A 17,098-nucleotide genomic window follows, 5' to 3' on the forward strand; every position below is an offset into this window, starting at 1 on the left:
GCGGATGCAAACCCAGGTTGAAAGCATACGATGAACGTATGCCTTTGCCTGCTCTCTGCAGCGCTCCTAGCATCATATGAGGAGGTGGGGGTTTTGGTATAGGCGTATGTCCTAACCGATTTTTTCGATTTCGTGCGTCCGCAGGCGACCCATTAAATGCTCGACCGCCATCCGCGGACTTTTGTTCGCGAACAATACTTCATAAAGTTGATCCGTGATCGGCATTTCCACATTATATTGCTTCGCGAGCTCATAGGCCGCGCGCGTTGTCCGTACGCCCTCGACGACCATGCCCATCTTGCTAAGCACGTCATCGAGCGGCGTCCCGTCGGCCAACATATAGCCTGCCCGCCAATTGCGGCTGTGCTTGCTAGTACAAGTCACGACGAGATCGCCTACGCCGGCAAGTCCAGCGAACGTCAGGGCATTCGCGCCCATTGCCGTCCCCAATCTGCCGATCTCAGCAAGCCCGCGCGTCAGCAGCGCCGCCTTCGCATTGTCTCCGAAGCCAAGCCCATCCGACAATCCGGCCCCGAGAGCAATAATGTTTTTAATCGCGCCTGCTACCTCAACACCCGGTACGTCCGGGTTTGTGTAGACGCGGAAATAACCGTTCATAAGAGCGTCTTGCGCTTGTTCGGCATGCTTCAGCATAGCGGAAGCAACGACGACCGTCGTCGGCTGCTTCCGTATCACTTCTTCCGCATGGCTTGGACCTGAAAGGACGACGAGCTGATCGGCCGATCGGCCGAGCTCTTCGGCCAGAACGGAAGTCATCCGCTTTAAGGTGTCGCTCTCGAATCCTTTTGTGGCATGGATGACGAGCGTCTCCGGGGACAAGTACGGAGCTGCTTGTCTGGCTACATCCCTCATTGCGCCTGATGGAGCAACGAATAGCGCCAGTTCCGCATGCTCGACCGCTTCCCTCATATCGCAAGTCGCTTCGATCAAGTCCGGAAGCTTTACGCCGGGGAGAAACTTGCTATTCTCCCTGTTCTCATTAATATCGTTTGCTTGCTCGGCATTTCTTGTCCATAGCTTAACAAGGTAACCGTTATTCGCAAGCACGGAAGCGAGTGCCGTTCCCCAACTGCCTGCTACAAGCACCGCTGCGATCCGGGCGGTTGTTGTCTGCTCTTTGGTCATTGATGCACTCACGCACCTTTCTTCGCGCCAAGCTTGTTCTCCGTGCCTTGAAACAGCTTAACGATATTCGTGCGATGACGAACAAACGCGAATACGCATAAAACGATGCTTGCTGTAAACAAAGGCAAGGAATAATAGAAGGATGCAATCAATAATGGCGTTATGCCGGCGAATAATAGCGATCCTAACGATACGTAACGCGTAACGACGATTGACAAGATGGCTATAATACCCGCGCATAGTGCCGGCACGAAGGCAAGGGTGGCTATGACTCCGACTGTCGTCGCAATGCCCTTGCCGCCCTTGAACTTGAACCAGATCGGCCAATTGTGGCCGATAATGGCCGCTAACCCGGAAAGTACCGGTATCCAATCATTATCCCCGCCAAGGGCATGACCGATCCATACGGCCGCAACCCCCTTGGCGATATCCAGCAGGAATACAAGTATGCCTGGACCTTTCCCAAGCACCCGCAGCGTATTTGTCGCCCCGGCATTGCCGCTGCCATGCTGCCTGATGTCAATCCCCTTGACCCATTTGGCAATGACGATGCTGAATGAAACCGAGCCTAACAAATAGCTCAAAACAACCGCAATGACTTCGTATGCCAAGCTTCTTCTCCCCTAATCCTCTTCGTTCTTGCGACGCGTAAAGATTCGAACCGGCGTTCCTTCAAAATTGAATGCCGCCCGAATTTTATTTTCCAAATAGCGTTCATACGAGAAATGCATAATCTCCGGTTCGTTAACGAACACGACGATCGTCGGCGGCTTCGTAGCCACTTGCGTTACGTAGTTGATACGCAGACGCTTGCCCTTGTCGGCCGGCGGCGGGTTGACCGCGACCGCATCGGAGACGACGTCGTTAAGCAGATGCGTCTGGATGCGCAGCGCATGCTGCTCCGACACATGATTGACGACAGGCAGCAGCTTCTGTAAGCGCTGTTTCGTCAAAGCGGATAAATAGACGATCGGAGCATATGTCATGAACAAGAAATGTTCACGGATATTCGTCGTGAATTGCTGCATCGTTTTATCGTCTTTATCGACGACATCCCACTTGTTCACGACGAAGATGGAAGCTTTGCCAGCTTCATGGGCATACCCTGCGATATGCTTGTCCTGCTCGATAATACCTTCTTCGCCATTAATAAGAACAAGCACGACATCGGCGCGCTCGATCGCTTTCATCGCGCGCATGACGCTGTATTTCTCGGTTGTTTCGTACACCTTGCCTCTCTTGCGCATGCCTGCCGTATCGATGAGCACGTAACGCTGGCCGTCACGCTCGAACGGCGTATCGATCGCATCGCGCGTCGTGCCGGCGACATCGCTCACAATGACTCGGTCTTCGCCAAGCAAAGCATTAACGAGCGACGACTTGCCGACATTCGGTCTCCCGATTAAGGCAACGCGAATAACATCTTCATCGTAGCCGTCATCCTCAATCTCCGGAAGCAATTGAACGGCAGCATCCAGCATATCGCCAATGCCTAAGCCGTGCGAGCCCGAGATCGGAATCGGAGTGCCGAAGCCGAGGCCATAGAACTCGTACACCTCGTCCATTCGATTCATATTATCTACTTTATTCACAGCCACGACGACCGGCTTGCGCGAACGGAACAGCATCTGCGCCACTTCATCGTCGGAATGCGTAAGTCCAGACTTAGCATCGACCATGAAAATAATGACGTCCGCTTCCTCGATTGCCAGCTCGGCCTGCATGCGGACCGACTTCATAATCTCATCTTCGCCGTCAATCTCGATACCGCCGGTATCGATAATGCTGAAAGGCTTGCCATTCCACTCACCTGTACCATATAAGCGGTCTCTCGTGACACCTGGCTTATCTTCTACAATCGCTAGCCTGTCGCCGATGACGCGGTTGAAAATAGTGGACTTGCCCACATTGGGACGCCCGACGATGGCAATAACAGGTCTTGCCATAATTAGCTTTTCACTCCTTCAAAAATACTCACGCTACTCATCATAGCAAAAAACTACGGTCTTGGCTAACTTTTCATATTAATGATGATGGACTAGGATGTAGGTCCCGTTTTTCAAATCATGAGCACTTGCATCCAATATTTTCTCGAGCAGGAAGGATGTGTCTTCCAGCGCCTTCTCGTCCTCTACGATAAAAGTCGGCGCGCCTCCTTCTACTTGTCGTTCATGCATCGTTACGATAGCGGCAATCTTAGCCAAGCTCGCCCGCTCCTTTCTTGTTTACGCTCGATTCCGTCGGCATTCGGACCGCAGATTCCAGGATCGGAACTCGCAGAATGACTTCCCTGCCTTTGTCCTTGTCACACTCTTGAGGCAGTATGAAGACTCCAAGCCTCCCGTCCTTCAGATCCAGCTTCGCCATCGGGACCAGTGCAGGCTCGCCATCGTCGCGGTATACGCCCATTATCGTAGCCAAATCGTACAGGATCGCTTGCCTTTGTCCCAGATTGCTGAGCGTCACCTTGCTATTGGCGTTCATCGGTTTCAAAATAAAGCCCATGCCGCGCTCCGCAATAATCTGCTGATTGCTCTTCAGTCCGACGTTCATGATATAAATATCGTCGACGAGCAGATCCGGACCATCAATACGAATCGGGGCAGACGCTACCTCTACGATGTGCGAGAGGGATTTTCCCGATTTCAGCCATCTGACTAAGAGTAAAGTAACTAGACCTGCTCCAATGCCGATCCAAACATTGAACAGGACGGCGAATAAACTCGTTAATAAAGCCGACATAATGACGAGGTAGTTCCGTCCTTCGAACACCATCGCTATGCCCTCGATATAGGTGGATCCCCTGCTTACGAGCTCCATGTCATCGATTTTCGTGAGCGTCTCCCGCTCCATCTTGCGTACATCCCGGAATTGCTGTGCCGCCAAGCTTAAAAATGTAATCGCCGTATAGTCCTTATTGTAGAGCGCTGGAACCGCAACGGCACCAAGCGCAGCGGCGATAACGCCTAATGATATATGGATAATTCGTCCGTGGGGGTAAGTCGGATATTGCCGGTAATCGGTTCGGAGCATGAGAAGACGGGAGCAAATGCCGAATGCGATGCCAAGCAGTACGCCAATGAGATGTTTGTTCTGATCCAAATAATGTAACATTATGACGAACGGCCTCCTTTGTCATTCAACAAAAAAACGCTAATTTTCGACCCTGTCGTTCGAACGGCCCGGTGCGCAAGACTTGCAATTCTGGCCGCAGCAAGCGAGGCAAGAAATCCGTCCCACCAAGCTACCGTCCCGATGCTCGTTACGACGGCTCCTTTATAAAGGATCGCATAAACAAACTCGCCAAGAACGGCACCCCAGACGATGATCCCGAATTGCTGTTTGCCATTTGAAGTAAATAATCCGCATAACACCCCGCCTAGCAGCGGCGCATCCCAGCTTGGTCCGAGCCAATAAAACACGGGATCGTAGCTGTAAAGCTTGCGTATGAGGCCCCAAATGAGCCCTACAATACCCCCGCACAGCGCCAAATAGAGCTTATTGTTCCACCCTTCATCGTCTTTCGCGGTCACGATACCCGCAATAAGCAGCAGCAAGATCGCAGCATGACTATGAATGAGAATCTCTCCTGCTCTCATTCGGAAATGTATCCATAAGGGCATCAAAAGCATTATCGCGCATGTCGTTCCCAGTACGATTAATGTTCTTCTGCTTACTCCGGGGGCAAGAGCATCTCTCCAACCCGTCGCGAATAATATGAAGGCTATAATAACGATCCAAGCCGATATAAATCCGGGATTCACACAATCACCTCTTATCTACCTATTATGCTCCCAAGCATTAGCGGCTATGCCAAAAACAGTCGCCCGCCTGTTCAATAGAAAAGAGGCCACCCCCGCGCTGATGCGCAGGAATAGCCTCTTCAAGAGATGATCAAATCCCCGTATGCGATTATTTCAACTTGCTAAGCTTGTCGCCGAAACGCTCTCCAAGGGAGTAGCTCATGCTTTCATTGCTTAAGCTTACGTTCGGGTTGTTGATTTGTTCAACTTTAGGGGAACGCGGCGCTCTCTCGGAACGAGGGCTTGAAGCCGGCTTCTCCGGTGCTTCTTCCGTTTCTTTGATGCTTAGGCTAACGCGTTTCTCGGCAGGATTGAAGTCCAATACTTTCGCTTGTACTTCTTGGCCTTCTTTAAGAACGTCGAAAGGCGTAGCGATATGCTGATGGGAAATTTGGGAAATGTGTACAAGTCCTTCAACGCCCGGAGCGATTTCAACGAAAGCACCGAAAGCTACGATGCGGCGAACCGTGCCCGTAACAATGTCGCCGATTGCGAATTGGCCAGCAGCCGTATCCCAAGGACCCGGTTGCGCAGCTTTTATGCTTAGGCTGATTTTGCCGGCTGCAGGATCGACTTTAAGTACTTTAACGCGTACGGATTGTCCTTCGGCAACGACATCCTTCGGATGTGCAACATGCTGCCAGGAAAGTTCGGATACGTGAACAAGACCGTCAATGCCGCCGATGTCGACAAATGCGCCGAATGGAGTCAAGCGTTGAACCGTACCGTCAAGCTCTTGACCCACTTGCAACGAAGCCATAACTTGTTGCTTGCTTTGCTCGAACTCAGCGTCCAGCACTTCTTTCTGGGAAAGAATTACTTTGTTGTTCTCGCGGTCGATTTCTTTCACTTTAACGCGCAGCGTACGACCTTTGTAGCCGCTGAAATCTTCTACGAAGTGACGCTCAACCATCGATGCAGGAATGAAACCGCGAACGCCTACGTCAACGACAAGGCCGCCTTTGACAACGTCTGCTACCGCAACTTCGAATACTTCGCCGTTTTCGAAGCGAGCCTGAAGCACATCCCATGCTTTCTCGCTGTCAACTTGACGTTTCGAAAGAACAAGCTTCTCTTTCTCGTCGTCGATGCTGACTACTTTAAGCTCAACTTCTTGGCCAATTTGAACCGCTTCGGTTGCATTCTCGATTTGAACAGCGGAAAGCTCACGAATTGGAATGACACCGTCATATTTATATCCAAGGCTTACGTAAGCTTGGTTATCTTCGATTTTGACGATCGTACCTTTGACGGAATCGCCTTTTTTCAAAGACACGAAATTGTCCATAGCATCTTGGCTTACTTCTTCCGCTACAGTTTCTTGAACATTAGTTTCTTCTGACATTGAAATAACCTCCTCAATTCATACCCCAACTTTATTTAAATCCGCTGACGCATGCCCGTTTCGTCGAAACGGCAAACGCCGCAGCATTTAAAACGCGCGCTTGCTTAAGATTGTTGTGCTGCGATCTCGCGAATGCGAGCCATAATGGCATCTGTTACTTGTTCCAGCATATCCGGTGCCCCTTCTTCAATGAAAGGCTTCAGATCAATCGGTTTCCCATAGCATACAACCATCTTGCGAAACAGCGAATATTTGCCAATGATCGCGACAGGAACGACGGCTGCGCCGCTTCTGATTGCTATCATCGATGCGCCTTTCTTCGCCATTCCTTCCTGACTGTTGCGCGTTCCTTCCGGGAATATTCCGAGTACATTACCTTCCTTGAGCAAGGTAATGGCCGATTTGATCGCATCTTTGCTGACACCGCCGCGTTTGACGGGGAAAGCGCCGAAAGATCGAATCAACGAACCGAATACAGGAATTTTGAAAAGTTCTTCTTTGGCCATAAAATGTACTTTACGGCGGATTTTTATGCCTACGGTCGGCGGATCTAGCACGCTCAAATGATTCGATGCGAGCACGACTGCTCCGTCTGCAGGAATATTCTCCGTACCTCTTGCTTCCACTCGGAATAGCAAGGTGTAAATGACACGGAGCAAAAACCTAAAAATGCGATATAACATAGTTTACTTCGCCTCCGCCAATTTGGTTCGGCTTAATTTCACAATTGCCGCAACTACTTCGTCAATTGTCATACCGGTGCTGTCCAGAACGACAGCATCGGAAGCACAAACCAGCGGCGATATGGCGCGCTGCTCGTCCAAGCGATCGCGCTCGGCGATTTCGGATTCCAGCTGTCTCAGCGTAATGGATTGGCTGTCCGATATTTCGCGATACCGCCTCGCTGCGCGTTCCTCTACGGAAGCCGTTAGAAATACTTTAAGCTCCGCATCAGGCAGCACATGAGACCCGATGTCTCGTCCATCCATAACGACGCCCTTGCGGGCCGCGAGCTGCCGCTGCAGCGTTCCCAATACTTCGCGAACGGATTCGATCGCAGCATAATAGGAGACTTGCAACGTCACTTCTCTTGAACGAATGGATGCGGTAACATCTTCCCCGTTCACATAGACCGATTGTCCATGATCCCCGGGTCTTAGATCGATCTGAAGCGATCTTGTAAGCTCGGCCAGCCTTGCAGTCTGTTCAGGCGGAACGCCTGCTCGCTGCGCGGTATACGTGACCGCACGATACATCGCTCCCGTATCGATATAGACATATCCAAGCTGTCCGGCGACCTTGCGTGCTACCGTACTCTTGCCCGCGCCTGCCGGCCCGTCAATGGCAATGTTCATACGATCGCTGTCACCTTCGTGTTGCGTCACCTACAGTCAACCCCCTTTAGATCGAGAGACGGTTGGCCGAATTTGCTAACGTATGCGACGCAAACCTCTCTGGCGTAAACGATCGCCTTGTCGAATAGCGACAATGAACGAACGTTTCGCAAAGAAATATAAGAACGCAGCTATGCTACTATTCTACTTCTTATATTTCAAGAAAAAAGCAGGCTGTGCCTGCGACGTAAAAATTATACCACACAATACCCATAGATGCAAAAAGAGGGAAGCTATTTAAGACTTATGCCTTCCCACCGATCCACGCCGGTCAGCCAATGTCTGATCGTGTCGTTTTGCAGCGCAGCCTGCGAGCAGACTAACAGGATGAGCAACGAAATGATTATTTTTTTAAGGACTGCGCTGACTTCGTCAGACAGCTTGATCAACTGCTTTTTACTTTTTTTCTTTGTGAATAGCTCGCGAAAAATAGGAGTCGCCCCTCTTCGATGTTAAGGTTGTTTTTCCTATTTTTCGCCAACCCATTCCACTCTATTCATCGATTGCGATATTCCAGCTGCTTCTCGAAGCAGTATCTGATTATTTTCTGACGTTCGCTGTCGCTTATGCTCGCGAATTTAATCATCGCCTGATGGCGGCCGGACTCCATCTGGACGACGCGAACAATTTCAGCCTTGAACGAGGCATGCTCTATCGTTCCGTTCTTGAAGGGGACGAGCAGCCAGCAATCCAGCATCTGCTCTGATTGAAGCGACCACTTGCCGTCGTATAGAAACGAGATGCCGCCGCCGCCAACGTCGTCGGTCTTGCAGACGAAGCGAACGTGATCCGACAGTCTGACCGCGATCTCAAGCTCGGCCGGCACGCGCAAGAAATTGCGGCGCTGAACTTTCGTGATCCGATCGGGATCGGGCTTGCGAATTTTAATGAGACGAATCACATCCTCGGCAAAGCCGACGACATGCGAATCGAAATAGTTTTTGATGCCCGATTCTGTTGTGAAGTAAACGGATAGCTCGTCCCCCAGAAACAGACGCTTGAAACGGCCGGTCTTCTCGCTGAGCGGATTTTCGATCAACAGAAAATCCTCTTGCTCATCGGCAATACGAGACTTGTATTCGATCGCTGCTTCCTCTTCGTCGGCAGAAGCGATATGATAAAACAGCATTTGATTCACTTTAGGCAACATTTGGCTCCCCCCATTTAATTGACATTATAGCACGTCGATTAGAGGGGAGCTATATCGTTATTTGTCGGCAGCCTGCGTATCGCTTGGCGTCATTTCTTCGATCGATTCCTCTAAGCCCGTCTCCGAATTCACGTAGACGCGATAGAGACCGCCGTTGATTTGACCTGTATATTCATAGCAGAGTACCTCTTCGCCCAGCTCATTGTCGATGAGTGCGAGCTGCTCGCTACGAACCTTCATCTCGGGGTTGAGCGCTTTTCTAGCTTGCGCCTTCGTCAGCACCGGCTTTGGCAGCTTTCGCTTATGCTGCTCGTATACATAGTCCGTGGCCTGCAGGCCAACTACCTCACCATTATCAAGCGCGACCTTCACGGTCAGCTTCTCCGGATAGATAAGCACGCCGTCCTGATTACGGACGAACGTGAAAGTGCCCGACCGCTCGAACATATCGTAGCTGACGGCTCTCATCCCTTTAAAGCCCCTATTCTCCAGGAAAGACTCCGCGTTGCTCTTTGCCTTGTCCAAACCAATCTGCTTCCCGCCTATGTCGCGCGGATTCATGAAAGAGATCAGCTGACCGCCCTTCTGAGTGAAATCGAGCTGCAGCTTCTTATTATTGCCCGATTCGACAGTCGCTGTATATGAAGCGTATTCGGTTCCTTTGCCGTTCTCGGTAACGCGAACGGCTTCCGCATTTTCTCCGGTAAACTTGGCGGCGAGCTTCTTCACGTCCTCGCCATTGACAAACTTGCCGCCAAGCATCTGGATCGTACGCTTCTGATACATGCTGCTAACGGATGGACCCCAATTGATTTCCGGGTACTCGCTAACCTTCTTGTCGACTGTCTTGAAGCCGTCGATGATCGCATTATCGTTGTTCGATTGCTCGGATGCGATCGCCACCTCGACATCCATCCAGCGAAGGCTTTTGGATAATACATTGTTCTGAACGTTCAAGAGATCCTTGGAAATTTCCTCCGACTTCTTGTACAGCGTCTTCATCGTCGCGAATTCATCTGGCGTAAGGGGCTGCTTGCTTAAGTCCCGCACTGCCGTCTTATAAGCGAAGTTGCCGATATGCGACAGAAAGTCCTCCGCTTCGTTGAAGGGGAGCAGCGTAAGCGGCAACTGGCTGATCTCGTTTTGCGCTTCGCTTGTCAGCCGCCATACATTGACGAGCCCTTTGCGGTGATAGGCTTGCGAGGTGGAATTGACCGCGAGCGTATTTCCTAACTGCTGATGCAGTTGCTCGACATGGTACGTCAAGTTATGGAAAGCCCGCTGATACTGGTTTTCCGCTTTTATGAGGATTGAGTTTTTCTCCTGGTGTTCCTGATAGCCCCAATAGAGCGAGCCTAGAAACAGAATCGTCATGATGGGGAACAGAATGGAACTAAGTCGACGGTACATATGCAAAAAACTCCTTTCTTGTGCAAAACCTGGTGTTAGTTTGGTTTGCCAAAAGGAGCTTTATGCATAACTTCTATTCAATTGATTAACAAATCCATCGGTAAACCGCTTAATAGGCGGTATGCTCTTCGATATCAAGGTCGTTGCTATTGTTGCAGATACATTGTTTAAAGCCGGTATCGATACCGCCCTTATCCCGCCGCCCCCGCAGCACGAACTTCTCCCCGCATACATTGCACCGAATGGTCACCTTCACCCGCGCTTCCATCGTTACCTCCTATACATGCTATCCTATAGTAGCATTATGGACGGATGAATTATAATTTAACCTCATCCTCGCGCGACAGGAATCTGAACGGCGATCTCGAGTTGGCCGAATTAATCTTGCGCAGGCTCCAAACCCATAGCGCCGCCATGAACGGCACCATGAACCATAAATAATTGGAGCCGACCGAAATAATGATCCAATCATAGATAGCATGCAGTGCGAATGGCAGCATCAAAGAGATGGCGAGCAATCGTCTTGTCTTGCTCTTCGGAGCAAACTTCGCCTTGCCAAAGTAATATCCCATCATAATGCCGAACAGCGCATGACCGGATACGGGCAGAAGAGCGCGACCAAGCAAGGTAGCAAAACTGGCAGGCGAGTAGATAGCATACAGCACGTTCTCCAACGTTGCGAATCCAAGGGAGATCGATGCCGCATAGACGATGCCGTCATAGGGCTCATCGAACTCGGTATGGTTGTAGATAACGTGGAGCAGCACGAACCACTTGACGAATTCCTCTACCCCGGCCGACTCCAAAAAGATCAGCACCCCGGCATAATCGCCAAGCCATATTTCCAGCCCGCGCTGTATAACCATGATCGGAATAACGATGAGCAATCCAAGCACGAACATGCGCGCAACCATGTGAATCGGCTCGGCATCGTATTTATCTCTTAAATATAAGTAAGTAAGCAGCGATATGCCTGGTGCAACCGCTGCTGTCAAAATAGAAAAAATGAGCATCAAACACCTGCTTTCTTACACCCACCCGCGATAACGAGCCGCTTCGGCAACTTTGCGGATGCCAGCCATATAGGCGGCAAGCCGCATATCGACCTTGCGGGTACGATGTATGTCATACACTTGCTCGAAGCCTCTTATCATCATCAAACGAAGCTTGTCATCGATCTCTTGTTCATCCCAGTAATAGCCTTGATTGTTCTGCACCCACTCGAAATACGATACAATAACGCCCCCTGAGCTGGCAAGCACGTCAGGCACGATCAATATGCCCCGCTCGGACAATATTCGAGTCGCTTCGAGCGTCGTCGGCCCGTTAGCCGCCTCTACGACGACCTTCGCCTTGATATTCGAAGCGTTGTGCTCAGTGATCTGATTCTCGATGGCAGCCGGGACAAGCACGTCGCAGTCCAGCTCCAACAGCTGTTCATTCGTGATCGTCTGCTGGAACAGATTCGTTACGTTGCCGAACGAATCACGACGGTCCAGCAAATAGGGAATATCGAGTCCTTCTTCATTATACAACGCTCCGGACACATCGGAAATACCAATTACGCGCGCACCTGCCTCATGCATGAATTTGGCAAGGTAGCTGCCTGCGTTGCCGAAGCCCTGAATCACGATGCGCGCATTCGCGAGATCGATGCCTTTCAGCCGCAATGCTTCATGGATCATGATGACGACGCCGCGCGCTGTAGCCGTTTCACGCCCCTTAGAGCCGCCAAGCACGAGCGGCTTGCCCGTAATGAAGCCGGGCGAATCAAATTCTCTAATGCGGCTGTATTCATCCAGCATCCAAGCCATAATTTGCGAATTCGTCATGACGTCGGGTGCCGGAATATCTTTTGTCGGGCCTACAATTTGGCTGACCGCCCGCACATACCCGCGGCTTAACCGTTCCAACTCCCGGATGGACATGCTGCGCGGATCGCAAATAACGCCGCCTTTACCGCCTCCATAAGGCAGATCGGCAATACCGCATTTTATGCTCATCCATATCGACAGCGCCTTTACTTCATTCTCGTGAACAGCCGGATGGAAGCGGACGCCTCCTTTGGTAGGTCCTACCGCATCATTATGCTGCGAACGATAACCCGTGAACACTTTCGTCTTGCCGTCGTCCATTCGTACGGGTATTCGGACCGTAAGCACCCTCATGGGTTCTTTCAATAGTTCAACCATATCCTGCTCATAGCCTAGCCGCTGCAGCGCCTGTTCAATTACGATTTGAGTGGCTAGCAGCACATCGGTTTCTTTCTTGTCATTCATATCCCATTCACCGCCCTTGTCTCTTTATAATATGAGCGCCATGCTCACAGCGTATTCTCTAAGACAAGGACATAACCTTTAAATGATGGTTAGAATGCAAGAAGAGCATCATGCGGACGATTAAGTCGGCAGATGCTCTTAACGAGGGTTGATGCTTAAAATTTAAAATGAAGACATATTTGGCCAATCGCCGACTCCGACATAATGACTTTCCCGTATTCCTCCAGCATCGCGTAGGTAACGGACGTTGCCTCGCCATATTCGGCGAGCAGGGCGATGACGGCGTTATGCTTCGATGAGTCGATCAGCGCGGGTTCAAGCGCAAGTATCCATTTCCCATTGTACGAGTATAGCTTCCCATCCTCGGTTAGGTTGGAAGATTGGAGTTGCTTGCTTACCGCAATGACATCCTCGAAGTCGCGGAAGGAGTACATGACTATATCGCTTTGTTCGAGCGTAACTTCCATCTCGTATATTTCGTCGTCCGCATCGTCTTCTTCCAAAGTGTGGCCGCCATCATGAGCGTGCGCATTCATTTTGCCGCGGGTAACGATGACCACCATACCTTGAGCCGGAAGGGCGAACACCTCAACAGCCAATGGGCCGCTGGCATCGAAACCGAGTTCCGTATATGCCTGGTCCATCATTTCACTGAATAGCTCGTGCACTTTAGGAATTTCGCGCCACATGTCGTCCTTATGGATCCCCCGTTCCGACAAGTCGTCGAACGTCAGGAAAATCCGTATCTTGTCCTGACTCAGCCGTTCGATTTTCATGACAGGATCCTCCTCTGCAGCATCTGTTGTAACAGCGTATGAAATTTTTAGTAAGATGTGATCAATTTGATCAAATCATGCTATGTATCTACTTTACCATGTATAACCCTCGAATGCACTAATATTGGGCAAAAAAAGGAATCGCATAACGGCTGGCTTTTGCCATGCGTTGACTGCGATTCCGTGTATCCCGTTCTATGCCGAACGGTTAGTGGGTAAAGGCTGAGGACTCCGCTTTTATTTTATCCGCTTCCTTCTTGATTGCCGGATCGCTGTTCACGATCGCCTCAATTTGTTCCCAAGCGGCTTCTGATTTTCCTGCGGCAGCGTCTGTATGCTTTGGGATGACTGCTCCCGCCGCCTCGTTCATGAAACCTTTGTTCATCACTTTGGATACGGTGTTGCCCATCATATTGGATGCCGCCTTCGAAACCGCGCTTGTTGCCCACGCGAATGTCCCCGGACGCTTGCGCGATACGTACATCGTCGCTACCGCGCCGACCAATCCGCCAACGATAAATCCGCTTAATCTCATGAGTATGAACACCTCTTTCCTTCATCATCTTTCGGATTCAGTTATTAGTGTGACCGCCCCTTCGAGGCGTCATTCCCGATAAAATAAGGAAATGAGTCGGGGTCGGACTTCATCGCCATTATGGTATACTAATGCCAAATTACGACACGGTACGAATAATAGGAACAAATCAATCGGAGGTCCCAACAATGAAAAAATACAAGTTGCTTCTATCCGCACTCCTATCCGTTTCTCTTACTGCAGCTTTGGTCGCTTGCAGCTCCGGTCCGACAAACCATACGGATGGCGCCGTCGCGAATGCAGCACAGCCCGCATCGACGATCGCCTCTTCGCAGCCTACGGCCGAGCCGAGCATTTCCCTGCAACCGACTGCCTCGCGACCGCCGATCGTTCATCCTGGCCCGAAGCCGCTGTATAAGATGAACGATGCCTACCGCTTCGTTCCGATCGAAGAGTCGGCGAGCGCTAAAGCTGTGCTGCTTACATTCGACGACGGACCGGACAACGAGAAAATCATTGTAAGTCTACTCGATACGTTGGACAAGCACAAAGCGAAGGCGATCTTCTTCGTCAACGGCTACCGCGTCAAGCAAAATCCGGAGCTTCTGAGGCTCATTTACGACCGGGGAGGTACAATCGGCAACCACGCCTGGGATCATAACAACTTAAAGGAAGCGGCCAAGGACGTCGTTAAACAGCAAATCGGCGACGTACAAGATGAAGTCAAGCAATTAACCGGTGTCGCGCCGCTCTTCTTCCGTCCGCCCTACGGCGCAGGAAGCGATATCGTTAAACAAACGGCAAAAGACCACGGCATGCTGTACATGACGTGGTCCAACGGTTCGCTCGATTGGGAGAAGCCGGCAAGGGACAATCCCGCGGAGATCGTTCGCAATGTGATGGAGCAGCTCCATCCCGGCGCTAATATATTAATGCATGAATTGCAATGGACTGCGGACGCACTAGACGAGCTTCTTACGAAGCTGGAGAAGGAAGGTTATTCCTTCATCGATCCTGCAACCATTGCCACTACTCCGTATACTTAATTCCATAGTAGAACAATGCGGCTACCAAGCCAAGAAATAAAACGACGATGAGGTTATAATACCACTTCGTAACCTTTTGGGCGCTTGATGGGTACTTCTTGCGTCTTGGCGGCAACGCCGAGATGTCCGTGGATTCGAGACGGCTTGGGGACGGTTCCACCGTCCTCTCTAGATGCTGTTCTTCCTGTAAGCTCGAGCTTCCAGACCTTCTGCTCCTGCTCATGACTCCCTCCTGAATCGAATAATTAATCCCATCACCAAATCAATGACAAAATGCGCTATAATGGCTGACCATAAGGAGCCGGTCTGCATATAAATCCAACCTAAGCCGTAGCTGATGGAGAAAACTAAGCCGGTCGGTATCCAATGTTTTAAATAACGCACATGAATGGTCGCGAATACGATACTCGTCCAATATGGGCCGATCGCATGCTGAATCGCGCCGCGAAACAACAATTCCTCGCATATTGCTACAATAAACGATATAAGCGCAATATGCCATACCGGCCTATTCCGGAATATCCGATCGTTAACGCCGCCGTCATCGCCGGCTTCCTCCGGCACGAAGCGGGCTATGAGCAGGTCGACCAAGATGACCGCCGCCGCCAAGCCAACTCCCCACCACAGAAAAGTAAGCTCCTTTGGGATATTGAAAAGCGCAACAAGATTTTGACGCTGAAATAATACCCATATCAAGCCGATAATAAAAGTAAGCCCTTGCGTCGCATACAAGTTAATGAGCAGCATCCGGTCGTCCAGATCGTCAACGGAAACTTTACGTACGCGAATATTGCGAATATCGAACTTTTTCATCGTTTCCCGCCCGCCAATCTGATTCGTTCATATTTTCTTTTTCGACCTTATAACCTATACTGATTAGATCTTATTGACCTTATAGACCCACCACATTACATATACATAGAAGGAGTTCAACATGGAAAAGAAACTATCGGCAAACGCAATGCTATACAGTATCGGATTCGTCTTCATGCTCGCTTGCTCGGTTGGCGCGTTTTTCTACGGAATCGAGGTCGGCGTCGACAAAACCGAATCAAGATACGAAGCGGAGAAGGCTAGCGCAAGCGCTAAAGCAACAGTCAGTCCTTACCAGCAGCAGGATCTGGTTTCTTTCTATCATACTGTATTTTTGCCATATCGTGAATTTCAGAGCGAATGGTTCGATGCCGTGGACAAGCTAACGCAGGGCGAATCTATTGATGCCGCATCTGCTTTCAAGGAATTGTCTAGTCTGGCGAAAAACAAAGCGGGCGAAGCAAGTTCCTTCAATATGCAGAACTCTCCGTTACTCGGCGAGGCGCAAGTTAGCTACATACGCAGCTTGAAACTGTTCGCCGATGCGGCAAGCAAAGCTGCGGCAAGCGCTAAATCCGCTAAGGGCGAGGAACTGCTTCAACTGATAGCCAAGGAGAAAAATTACGCTACTGCGGTCGCGCAGTCGTTAGCCGCACAGCAAGCGTATTACGATGCTATGCTGAAGTGGTCATCGAGCGTAAATGTCGATATTCCCAGCGAATATAAACTATCGGCCCGGCTGGATCTTGCTAAATGGGAGACGCTGCCGATTACGGTTAAGAACAAGCTCATGGCAGACCAATTGCAAAGCCGCAAACAAATCACGGCATTTTACCCTCATGATCTGACGAGCCGAGTCGATGAATTTATTATTTCGGGCCAAGCGGCGAAGATGAAGCTTGGGACCGTGTCCGGGATCGTTGCCCTTCTGCTCGACACGGACGCCGTTCGAAGCGGAGACTTTGCCGGCAGCCAAGCCAAGCTCTACAAGAAGACGCTGCTTCCGCAGTTGCCGTTCTTCTCTATGAATGCCGACTAGACTAGATCTCCGTTAATCATATTGAAAGTTTCGCAACGAGGCTATAGCCGCCATTCCACCTGAAACATTGTGGAGGCCGCTGTAGCCTTGTCCTTCTAAATAGCGGCATACTGCCTCGCTTCGAACGCCATGAGCGCAAACGATATAGAGCGGCTTATTGCTTGGCAATTCATCAAGCCTGCCGGGAATGGTGTTCATCGGTATTAAGGTTGTTCGGTCCAAGTGGTAATAGTCCCATTCGTACGTCTCGCGTACGTCAATAATTTGCGAAGCATCCGCTTCGCCCCTTTCCATAATTGCCAGCAATTGTTCAGGAGCTACATCCTGCCATTTTGTCATCTTCCCATGCCTCCTGTGTCATA

22 protein-coding genes are annotated in these 17,098 nt (G+C 50.5%); 2 read left to right on the forward strand and 20 right to left on the reverse strand.

Going from position 1 to position 17,098, the window contains the following annotated elements; all coding sequences use genetic code 11:
- Window positions 1-111: 111 nt before the first annotated feature.
- The 17 genes from J2T14_RS01745 to J2T14_RS01825 all read right to left on the reverse strand — a co-directional run bounded on the left by J2T14_RS01745 (window position 112) and on the right by J2T14_RS01825 (window position 13,838).
- The gene (locus J2T14_RS01745) at window positions 112-1,146 is read right to left on the reverse strand and encodes an NAD(P)H-dependent glycerol-3-phosphate dehydrogenase (protein ID WP_307467188.1); all 1,035 of its coding nucleotides are present in this window, start codon (window positions 1,144-1,146) and stop codon (window positions 112-114) included.
- 8 nt (window positions 1,147-1,154) lie between these two features.
- Entirely contained in the window at window positions 1,155-1,757 is a 603-nt protein-coding gene (plsY, locus tag J2T14_RS01750; RefSeq protein ID WP_307201626.1) for a glycerol-3-phosphate 1-O-acyltransferase PlsY, read from the reverse strand.
- 12 nt (window positions 1,758-1,769) lie between these two features.
- The gene (gene der / locus J2T14_RS01755; protein WP_307201628.1) at window positions 1,770-3,092 is read right to left on the reverse strand and encodes a ribosome biogenesis GTPase Der; all 1,323 of its coding nucleotides are present in this window, start codon (window positions 3,090-3,092) and stop codon (window positions 1,770-1,772) included.
- 78 nt (window positions 3,093-3,170) lie between these two features.
- Complete coding sequence (locus J2T14_RS01760) at window positions 3,171-3,350, reverse strand: capping complex subunit for YIEGIA (RefSeq protein ID WP_307201630.1); 180 nt, start codon at window positions 3,348-3,350, stop codon at window positions 3,171-3,173.
- Window positions 3,343-4,260, reverse strand: a complete 918-nt coding sequence (locus tag J2T14_RS01765; RefSeq protein WP_307201632.1) for a YIEGIA family protein — start codon at window positions 4,258-4,260, stop codon at window positions 3,343-3,345. Before J2T14_RS01765 ends, J2T14_RS01760 begins: the two co-directional genes overlap by 8 nt.
- Window positions 4,260-4,778 (reverse strand): YphA family membrane protein, encoded by a 519-nt coding sequence (locus tag J2T14_RS01770; RefSeq protein WP_444939710.1) that lies wholly within the window; start codon window positions 4,776-4,778, stop codon window positions 4,260-4,262. Before J2T14_RS01770 ends, J2T14_RS01765 begins: the two co-directional genes overlap by 1 nt.
- Window positions 4,779-5,058: 280 nt before the next feature.
- Window positions 5,059-6,294, reverse strand: coding sequence for a 30S ribosomal protein S1 (gene rpsA / locus J2T14_RS01775; RefSeq protein WP_307201636.1), 1,236 nt, complete (start codon window positions 6,292-6,294; stop codon window positions 5,059-5,061).
- Between the two features lie 104 nt (window positions 6,295-6,398).
- The gene (locus J2T14_RS01780) at window positions 6,399-6,977 is read right to left on the reverse strand and encodes a lysophospholipid acyltransferase family protein (protein ID WP_307467191.1); all 579 of its coding nucleotides are present in this window, start codon (window positions 6,975-6,977) and stop codon (window positions 6,399-6,401) included.
- 3 nt (window positions 6,978-6,980) lie between these two features.
- The gene (cmk, locus tag J2T14_RS01785) at window positions 6,981-7,649 is read right to left on the reverse strand and encodes a (d)CMP kinase (RefSeq protein ID WP_307468565.1); all 669 of its coding nucleotides are present in this window, start codon (window positions 7,647-7,649) and stop codon (window positions 6,981-6,983) included.
- Window positions 7,650-7,921: 272 nt separating this feature from the next.
- Complete coding sequence (locus tag J2T14_RS01790) at window positions 7,922-8,077, reverse strand: hypothetical protein (protein WP_307201639.1); 156 nt, start codon at window positions 8,075-8,077, stop codon at window positions 7,922-7,924.
- Between the two features lie 107 nt (window positions 8,078-8,184).
- Window positions 8,185-8,838 (reverse strand): flagellar brake protein, encoded by a 654-nt coding sequence (locus J2T14_RS01795; RefSeq protein WP_307467194.1) that lies wholly within the window; start codon window positions 8,836-8,838, stop codon window positions 8,185-8,187.
- Between the two features lie 57 nt (window positions 8,839-8,895).
- The gene (gene ypeB, locus J2T14_RS01800) at window positions 8,896-10,248 is read right to left on the reverse strand and encodes a germination protein YpeB (protein ID WP_307467197.1); all 1,353 of its coding nucleotides are present in this window, start codon (window positions 10,246-10,248) and stop codon (window positions 8,896-8,898) included.
- Window positions 10,249-10,357: 109 nt separating this feature from the next.
- Complete coding sequence (locus J2T14_RS01805) at window positions 10,358-10,516, reverse strand: hypothetical protein (protein WP_307201646.1); 159 nt, start codon at window positions 10,514-10,516, stop codon at window positions 10,358-10,360.
- Window positions 10,517-10,565: 49 nt separating this feature from the next.
- Window positions 10,566-11,261, reverse strand: a complete 696-nt coding sequence (gene prsW / locus J2T14_RS01810) for a glutamic-type intramembrane protease PrsW (RefSeq protein ID WP_307467199.1) — start codon at window positions 11,259-11,261, stop codon at window positions 10,566-10,568.
- 15 nt (window positions 11,262-11,276) lie between these two features.
- Complete coding sequence (locus tag J2T14_RS01815) at window positions 11,277-12,527, reverse strand: Glu/Leu/Phe/Val family dehydrogenase (protein ID WP_307467202.1); 1,251 nt, start codon at window positions 12,525-12,527, stop codon at window positions 11,277-11,279.
- A 155-nt stretch (window positions 12,528-12,682) separates the two neighbouring features.
- Window positions 12,683-13,303: a genetic competence negative regulator gene (locus J2T14_RS01820; RefSeq protein ID WP_307201653.1), complete on the reverse strand. Its 621-nt coding sequence runs from the start codon at window positions 13,301-13,303 to the stop codon at window positions 12,683-12,685.
- 208 nt (window positions 13,304-13,511) lie between these two features.
- The gene (locus J2T14_RS01825) at window positions 13,512-13,838 is read right to left on the reverse strand and encodes a hypothetical protein (RefSeq protein WP_307467205.1); all 327 of its coding nucleotides are present in this window, start codon (window positions 13,836-13,838) and stop codon (window positions 13,512-13,514) included.
- Between the two features lie 188 nt (window positions 13,839-14,026).
- Here J2T14_RS01825 and J2T14_RS01830 point away from each other — a divergent pair, with 188 nt between their 5' ends.
- On the forward strand, window positions 14,027-14,884 hold the full coding sequence (locus J2T14_RS01830; protein ID WP_307467207.1) for a polysaccharide deacetylase family protein: 858 nt from the start codon (window positions 14,027-14,029) through the stop codon (window positions 14,882-14,884).
- On the opposite strand, the gene J2T14_RS01835 is transcribed toward J2T14_RS01830, so the two are convergent.
- A complete protein-coding gene (locus J2T14_RS01835; protein WP_307467209.1) occupies window positions 14,868-15,107 on the reverse strand; it encodes a hypothetical protein in 240 nt (79 codons plus the stop codon). The genes J2T14_RS01830 and J2T14_RS01835 overlap by 17 nt on opposite strands.
- Window positions 15,104-15,697, reverse strand: a complete 594-nt coding sequence (locus tag J2T14_RS01840) for a CPBP family intramembrane glutamic endopeptidase (RefSeq protein WP_307201661.1) — start codon at window positions 15,695-15,697, stop codon at window positions 15,104-15,106. The genes J2T14_RS01835 and J2T14_RS01840 overlap by 4 nt, the downstream gene beginning before the upstream one ends.
- Before the next feature lie 121 nt (window positions 15,698-15,818).
- On the opposite strand from J2T14_RS01840, the gene J2T14_RS01845 reads away from it, so the two are divergent.
- Window positions 15,819-16,736, forward strand: a complete 918-nt coding sequence (locus tag J2T14_RS01845) for a hypothetical protein (protein WP_307467212.1) — start codon at window positions 15,819-15,821, stop codon at window positions 16,734-16,736.
- Between the two features lie 12 nt (window positions 16,737-16,748).
- Here J2T14_RS01845 and J2T14_RS01850 read toward each other — a convergent pair whose 3' ends face one another.
- Window positions 16,749-17,075, reverse strand: coding sequence for a rhodanese-like domain-containing protein (locus J2T14_RS01850; RefSeq protein ID WP_307201666.1), 327 nt, complete (start codon window positions 17,073-17,075; stop codon window positions 16,749-16,751).
- Window positions 17,076-17,098: the final 23 nt, after the last annotated feature.

This window comes from Paenibacillus harenae (assembly GCF_030812415.1).
In the GTDB taxonomy this organism is placed as follows: Bacteria; Bacillota; Bacilli; order Paenibacillales; family Paenibacillaceae; genus Pristimantibacillus; species Pristimantibacillus harenae_A.